The sequence below is a fragment of the Streptomyces sp. NPDC001093 genome (assembly GCF_040298985.1).
Lineage (GTDB): Bacteria > Actinomycetota > Actinomycetes > Streptomycetales > Streptomycetaceae > Streptomyces.
This window is the reverse complement of the sequence record NZ_JBEPBF010000038.1, coordinates 67125-73724: the sequence shown is the minus strand read 5'-3', so window position 1 is coordinate 73724 and position 6600 is coordinate 67125. Positions and strand designations below refer to the sequence as shown.

Sequence of the window (6600 nt, the reverse complement as noted above, 5' to 3'; positions counted from 1 at the left end):
CAGCAGCCTCGACTACTGCAGCCCCGCCGACTACGAGGCCGCACTGGCAGCCTGACCACCACACCGATGGTGTCCGTCAAAGCGGAACAAGCTCAGAAGGCCGTGCCAGGAACCAGGCCTGGGCGCGGAGTCAGGGCCGAGCCAGGCTCGAGCCAATCGGGGGCAAGGCCATGATCGAGCCCCAGCCAGACCCGGGGCGAGGACGAGGGCCGGGTCAGGGCTCGGGGCGGGGTTTGGGGCGGGGCCGAGCCTGGGTCAGGTGTGAGGGCAGGGGCTGGTCAAGGCTGGGGCGGGGCCGGGTACGGCCGGGGTTCACGACCGCTGGGGCACGCCGGGGTTCAGACTGCCACCGCCTCGTACAGGCTCCACACGCCGAGCGCGAGCATCAGCAGGGCCGCGATCTGCGTGATCAGCCGCAGCGGCACCTTCTTCATCAGGGCCTTTCCGCCGACGATGCCGAGTCCGGCGACGGCCCACAGACCGAGCACGGCGCCGAGGCCGACGGAGATCGGGTCGTTGTAGCGGGCGGCGAGGTTGGCGGTCATGATCTGGGTGAGATCGCCGAACTCGGCGACGAGGATCAGCATGAAGCCCGTACCGGCAACCCTCCAGAAGGACTGGTCGGCGGGCTTCTTGATCTCCTCCTCGTCCTCCCCCTTGTGCAGCAGCAGCATCGCGGCACCGCCGAGGAAGAGGACACCGGTGACGGCGTGCACGATCCGCTGGGGCAGCAGGGTCAGCACGCTGCCGGCCGCGACGGCCAGCACGACGTGCAGCAGGAAGGCGGCGGCGACACCGGCGAAGACGTAGCTCGCGCGGTAGCGGGTGCCGAGGACGAGACCGGCGAGCGCGGTCTTGTCCGGCAGTTCGGCGAGGAAGATGACGCCGAAGACGAGCGCCGTCACGGTGATGCTGATCAAGGTTCCTCAATCGGTCGGGGCTGCCCCGCCGAGAGTGCGGTACGTCTTGCGATGACACCTCGGCACGGCAGCACACTCGGCGTCCGTGTCGCGGGGACACGGACGTGCACTGCTTGCCGAAGGTCTCGCTGGCGGTCCTCGAAAGACTCGAGGGTCCGCCTCCGGGCGCCGGCTCAGGCTGGCTGAGCAGTATGTCGACGGTCCGGCGAAGAGCTACTCCCCTTCTGCGCTCCCCATCGTAAGGGATGCGAAAGGGATGCGAAGGCCACGGTGTGAACCCCGTCGCACTCGTCCCGCTCGCCGAGCCCCGGGACTCCGGTGCGAGCAAGTGGACCACCGCCCAGCGGCAGGCCTTCGCGCCGAGCAGACGGCGCTGACGAACCACCTGGCGAACTCCTGACGGAGCCCACCGGACCGAGCCGCCGCACGGCGCCACCCGAGCCGGCCGGGCGGCGCCGTGGGCACAGGCCCGGGGCCCAGGGGGCGGAGTCCCCCGGTGCGGGCGCCGCGGCAAGCGCCTACGCCGCCCGGCGTCGCATGAGGTACCCCGCCACCGCGCCCGCGGCGAAAAGGGCCGCGAAGGAGACACCCGTGGCCACCCATGTCGCACCGAGCCACTGGGCGCCGTAGTAGCCGAGGGCGACGCTGTACGCGGCCCAGGACAGGCCCGCCAGGGCGGACCAGGGAACGAAGTCGCGGGCTCGGCGGTGCGCCGCGCCCGCGCAGAAGGAGACGACCGAGCGGCCCGCGGGGGCGAAGCGGGCGAGCACGACGAGCGCTCCGCCGCCCTGGGCCAGGGCATCGCCGAGACGTTCCTGCGCGGTGGTCAGGCGCCGGGAGCGGGCTATCGCCCGGTCCAGTCGCGTACCGCCCCGCCAGGCCAGGCGGTACGCCACCAGATCGCCGAGGACCGAGGCGGTCGCCGCGGAGAGGATCAGGGCCAGGATGTCCGGCACGTCGTGCGGGACCCGGCCGGCCGCCGCGTCCGAGCCCGCCGCCGCTGCCGTACCCGCCGTGATGACGAGCACACCGCTCGGCAGCACTGGCACGAACACGTCAAGCAACACGGACACGGCCACGGCCGCATAGATCCACGGCCCGGCGGCCAGTGACCCCACATTCTCGAACACCACGACTCCCGTTGCTCCCCCGTTGACAGCCAGACAGCGTACGCCGGGGGTGTGACAGGAGGGGCTTCGGGGGCGAATCACCCGCCGGCGGGTCGTCAGAGGCTTCCGGGGTATTCCGCTCACCCGAACAGCGCAGGCTGTGCGGCGGAGCCCTGCCGCGTCCGTCGCAATGGAGAGAGGCCTGTCCGGAACATCAGGCACACATCCGAACGAAACGGCGCACACGCGCAGAAAAAGGTGCACATCATGGTGGCAGCCATATACGCGGGCACCCTCGCCGCAGCCCTGTTCGCGACCGGGACCGGAGGCACCGGCCAGGGCTACTCGCTGGAGACCTTCGGCGCGTTCTCCGCGCCGGCCGCGTCCAGCAAGCCGCAGGCGGTGGCGTACGACCAGAACCTCGTCCCGGCGGGCGCCCTGATCCAGGTCCGCCAGACCACCCGGCCGAGCGGTGCCACGACCGTCGAGCTGCGGGTGGCCGGAGTCAAACCCAACCATTCCTTCGGCGTCCACGTCCACCAGAAAGCCTGCGGCGCCGACCCCGCGGCCGCCGGCAAGCACTACCAGAACAAGCCCGGCATGGACGCCGCCCATGTCAACACGGCGAACGAGGTCTGGCTGGACTTCAAGTCCAACGCGAACGGCAACGGCGGCGCCGTCGCCACGCACGCCTGGGCCTTCCGGAAGGGTGAGGCGAGCTCGGTGGTGATCCACAGCGAGCCCGGCACCAAGGGGGCCCGGGTGGCCTGCCTCACCGTGCGCTTCCGCGGAGCGTCGTAGGCGAGGGACGCCCGGAGACCGGACGACGCCCTTCCCCCGTGGCGGGAAAGGGCGCCGTTCCTGGTCAGGCGGCTATCGGGGTCCGCTCGGCGGCGGCCCGGCCGCCCGCGGCGGTGCGGCGGGCGACGAGCCGGTCGAGCCCGAAGGCGCCGGACCCGGTGAAGACCAGCAGGAAGAAGGCCCAGCAGAACTGGACCGAGAGCTCTCCGCCGTTCTGGATGGGCCACAGCGCGGCCTGCTGGTGCACGTCGAAGTAGGCGTACGCCATCGAGCCCGAGGCGATCAGCGCGGCCCCGCGGGTGCCGAGGCCGAGCAGCACCAGGCCGCCGGCGACCAGCTGGATCACGGCCGCGTACCAGCCGGGCCAGGTGCCGGCCGGGATCGTGCCGCCCTGGGTGCCGACGGCACCGCCGAGGACGCCGAAGAGGGACGCGGCGCCGTGCACGGCGAAGAGCAGGCCTACGACGATGCGGAAGAGCCCGAGGACATAGGGCTGAGCGGAGTTGAGACGTGCGGACATGAGGGGATCTCCTCTTCGGTGTCGGTCGGGCCGGCCGGGGACATCCAAGGGGCCGGTCGTGGGGGCGGCGGTACCGAATGAGGACCCAGGTTAGGCCCGCCTAACCAGTGCTTGCAAGTTCAACATTTGGCCATGGTTCCGGTTTCCGCCGGCCGGGCCCCCGCCGCGGACACCCGGTGCCCCCTTCAGCGGGCACTCCGAAGGTGAACTTCCTTGCCCAGGCGGTGCCCTGATGGTCCGTCAGGCGCGGACAAACTCGTCGGCCGGGGGAAGCGGAGGGCCGCTTCATCACGCCCTCTGCGACCCAACCCCCTTGCGAGGACGCGGAGTTATCCGTTACCCGTCATGCCGGACTGCGGCGGAGGGCCGTACCGACTGCCCCCGCACCTCCAGCCCCCCGAGCAGCTCCGCCGTGGCCTCGGCCACCGCGGCCACCGCGCGGTCGAAGACCTCGCGGTTGTGCGCGGCGGGCGCGCGGAAGCCCGAGACCTTCCGTACGTACTGCAGCGCGGCGGCGTGGATGTCGTCCTCCGTGGCCTCGTCGGGCAGCACGGGCGGACGCAGCGTCTTGATACTCCGGCACATGCCCCCAGTCTCACGCACACCACGCCCCGGTGCGATGATCGCGGCGAAGGCGGCCACCGACTCCCGGGGCCGACCGACGAGAGGAACCTCCTCATGACCACCGAGCCCATGACCACCGAGCCCACGACCACAGAGCACGCCGTGGCCGTCCTCGGCCCCGGCGGCACCGGCGGACTCCTCGCCGCCCTGCTCTCCCGCTCCGGCCACCGCGTGATCTGCCTGGCCCAGGAGCGTACGGCCGACGCCCTGCGCCGTACCGGAATCACCGTCCGCAGCCCGCAGTTCGGCGACTTCACCGCTCCCGTCGAGGCGGACACCGAGCTGCGCGAACCGGTGGACGCCTGCGTGATCGCCGTCAAGCACACCGCGCTGGACGCCGCCCTCACCCGGGTGCCGCCGGAGGCTCTGGGCGACGCCCTGGTCGTACCGCTCCTGAACGGCGTCGAACACCCCGGCCGGTTCCGCGCCCGCCACCGCCCCGACCGGGTCGCCCCGGCGGTGATCCGCGTGGAGTCCACCCGTGTGGCTCCGGGAGTGATCGAACACGGCAGTCCGTTCACGGAGATCGACCTGGCCGGGGACGCCGTGCCCCGCCCCCTTCTCGACGGCCTCGCGGCCACCCTCGTCTCCGCCGGCGCGACGGCCCGTGTGGTCAAGGACGAGACGGCGGCCCTGTGGGCCAAGATGGCCTTCCTCGCCCCCTTCGCCCTGCTCACCACCCGGTACGGCCTCCCGCTCGGCGAAGCCCGCACCCTGCACCGCGAGGAGCTGGAGTCCCTGGTCGCCGAGACCACCGCGGTCAGCCGCGCGTGCGGCGCCCCCGCCGACCCGGCCCAGGCGCTGGCCCGGTACGACGCCTTCCCGCCCGGCGCCAAGTCGTCCATGCAACGGGACGCGGAGGCGGGCCGCCCGCTCGAACTCGACGCCATCGGCGGCGCCCTGCTCCGCGCGGCCGAGCGGCACGGCGTCCCGGCACCGGTGACGGCCCGTCTGGTGGCCGAACTGCGGGCCGCCGGCCACTGAGACCGCGTCGGCTCAGTGGGTCGGCACCCACTGAGCCGGCACCGGATGCACCGCACTGGTCCGGGCCCACGCTCGGGCCACCCGTTCGGCTGAACCTCCCCCGAACCCCAGGAACGAACTCGCCACTCAAAATCGAACAGGCGTAGCATTGGCGTGTGGCTACGACCTATGAATTCCCCAGTGACCTCCTCGCCGGTCAGGAGGAGCTGCATCAGGTCCGGGCCGAGCTGTCGGCCCTGCTCAAGCGGCTGCCCTGGTCGGTGGAGCCGATGGACGGTTTCAGCGACGACACCGGCTGGCGGAAGGTGGAGCGGCCCGCGTCCCCGGGCTGGTCGGCGGACGAGCAGGCCGAGGTGGAGAAGCTGCGCCGCCGCGAGCACGAACTCGCGGTCTTCGTCAGCACGCACCGCTTCTGGGCCGAGGTCGCGGCAGCGGACCGCATGGATGCCCGCAGCAGGCTGAAGCACGCGCACGAGCAGGGCAGTGAGGAGGAATGACGAAGCCCCCGGCCATGGCCGGGGGCTCGACTGTGGGCGCGGACGGTTTCGAACCGCCGACATCCTGCTTGTAAGGCAGGCGCTCTACCCCTGAGCTACGCACCCGGACACCCGGGCAGCGCGCCCAGGACGAGTCGACAGCCTACCTTGCCGCGACCGGTGCACCGCAAACCCGTAACGCCGGGCCACCGGCCGTTTACGGGGGTTAACCCCACCCCGGTCCGGGAGCGGTCCTCATCGCCCCGCCCACCCCGGCTCGCTTACGGTCCTGGCAGACCGCATCCCAGGGGGAGTTCCCGCATGACCCGCATGAGCCGTCCCGTTCCCGTCCGCGCCGCCGCCATGGCCGTCGTCACCGGCGTGCTCGTCGCGGGCGTCAGCGCCTGCGGCGCCGACGCCGGTGACGACACGCATCCCGACCACCGTTCCTTCGCCCTGCACGGCCGCACCCTCACGATCGACTCGGACAACTCCGCCCTGGAGGTCGTCGCCACGGACTCCGCCAAGCCCGGCACCGTCGAGGTGACCCGGTGGTTCCAGGGATCCGTCGTCGTCGGCCACAACCCGACGGTGCGGTGGTCCTTCCAGGACGACCGGCTGGTGCTGCGCGTGCACTGCTCGGGGTTCATCGCCGACTGCTCGGCCAGGCACCGGATCGAGGTGCCGCGCGGGATCGGCGTGAAGATCGACAACGCCGACGGCAGCGTACGGGCCCACGGGTTCCGGGATCCGCTGAGCGTCGACACCAGCGACGGCGCCGTACGCGTCACCGACTCCAGCGGGCCGCTCGACCTGAAGTCGGCCGACGGCTCGCTGCGCGCCGACGTCTCCTCCCGCCAGGTGAAGGCGGACTCCACCGACGGCTCCGTACAGGTCCAGCTGTCCGGCGTACCCGACCTGGTGGACGCCTCCAGCACCGACGGCGCCGTCACGGTCGTCCTGCCCAGGGCCGCCTACCGGGTGTCGGCCGGTGCCGACGACGGCACGGTCTCGGTGTCCGTGCCCCGCGACGGCAACAGCGCGCACCGGGTCTCGGCCCACTCCTCGGACGGGAAAGTGACTGTCCGTACGGCGAACTGACCGGCCCGTGTGTTCGTCTTCAACGGGTGGGAGAATGGCACCACCCACGGCGGACCACAGCACGG

8 protein-coding genes and 1 tRNA gene are annotated in these 6600 nt (G+C 72.1%); 4 read left to right on the top strand and 5 right to left on the bottom strand.

What is annotated here, in order from left to right; translation table 11 throughout:
* Positions 1-338: 338 nt before the first annotated feature.
* The gene (locus tag ABT288_RS20710) at positions 339-920 is read right to left on the bottom strand and encodes a TMEM165/GDT1 family protein (RefSeq protein ID WP_351609658.1); all 582 of its coding nucleotides are present in this window, start codon (positions 918-920) and stop codon (positions 339-341) included.
* 518 nt (positions 921-1438) lie between these two features.
* Complete coding sequence (locus ABT288_RS20705; RefSeq protein WP_351609665.1) at positions 1439-2050, bottom strand: DedA family protein; 612 nt, start codon at positions 2048-2050, stop codon at positions 1439-1441.
* A gap of 246 nt (positions 2051-2296) precedes the next feature.
* Between ABT288_RS20705 and ABT288_RS20700 the strand changes: the two genes are divergently transcribed.
* On the top strand, positions 2297-2830 hold the full coding sequence (locus tag ABT288_RS20700) for a superoxide dismutase family protein (RefSeq protein WP_351609655.1): 534 nt from the start codon (positions 2297-2299) through the stop codon (positions 2828-2830).
* Positions 2831-2894: 64 nt separating this feature from the next.
* Here the strand turns inward: ABT288_RS20700 and ABT288_RS20695 are convergent, their stop codons facing one another.
* Both ABT288_RS20695 and ABT288_RS20690 read right to left on the bottom strand, forming a co-directional pair.
* On the bottom strand, positions 2895-3350 hold the full coding sequence (locus tag ABT288_RS20695) for a DoxX family protein (protein WP_351609652.1): 456 nt from the start codon (positions 3348-3350) through the stop codon (positions 2895-2897).
* 336 nt (positions 3351-3686) lie between these two features.
* The gene (locus ABT288_RS20690; RefSeq protein ID WP_351609649.1) at positions 3687-3935 is read right to left on the bottom strand and encodes a DUF2277 domain-containing protein; all 249 of its coding nucleotides are present in this window, start codon (positions 3933-3935) and stop codon (positions 3687-3689) included.
* 93 nt (positions 3936-4028) lie between these two features.
* Here ABT288_RS20690 and ABT288_RS20685 point away from each other — a divergent pair, with 93 nt between their 5' ends.
* Together ABT288_RS20685 and ABT288_RS20680 are read left to right on the top strand one after the other, a co-directional pair.
* Positions 4029-4958: a ketopantoate reductase family protein gene (locus ABT288_RS20685; protein ID WP_351609648.1), complete on the top strand. Its 930-nt coding sequence runs from the start codon at positions 4029-4031 to the stop codon at positions 4956-4958.
* Between the two features lie 155 nt (positions 4959-5113).
* Positions 5114-5455 (top strand): DUF8825 domain-containing protein, encoded by a 342-nt coding sequence (locus ABT288_RS20680; protein ID WP_351609645.1) that lies wholly within the window; start codon positions 5114-5116, stop codon positions 5453-5455.
* A 33-nt stretch (positions 5456-5488) separates the two neighbouring features.
* Here the strand turns inward: ABT288_RS20680 and ABT288_RS20675 are convergent.
* Positions 5489-5560: transfer RNA gene (locus ABT288_RS20675), tRNA-Val, on the bottom strand.
* A 195-nt stretch (positions 5561-5755) separates the two neighbouring features.
* Here ABT288_RS20675 and ABT288_RS20670 point away from each other — a divergent pair.
* Positions 5756-6535: a DUF4097 family beta strand repeat-containing protein gene (locus ABT288_RS20670; RefSeq protein WP_351609642.1), complete on the top strand. Its 780-nt coding sequence runs from the start codon at positions 5756-5758 to the stop codon at positions 6533-6535.
* Positions 6536-6600 lie beyond the last annotated feature (65 nt).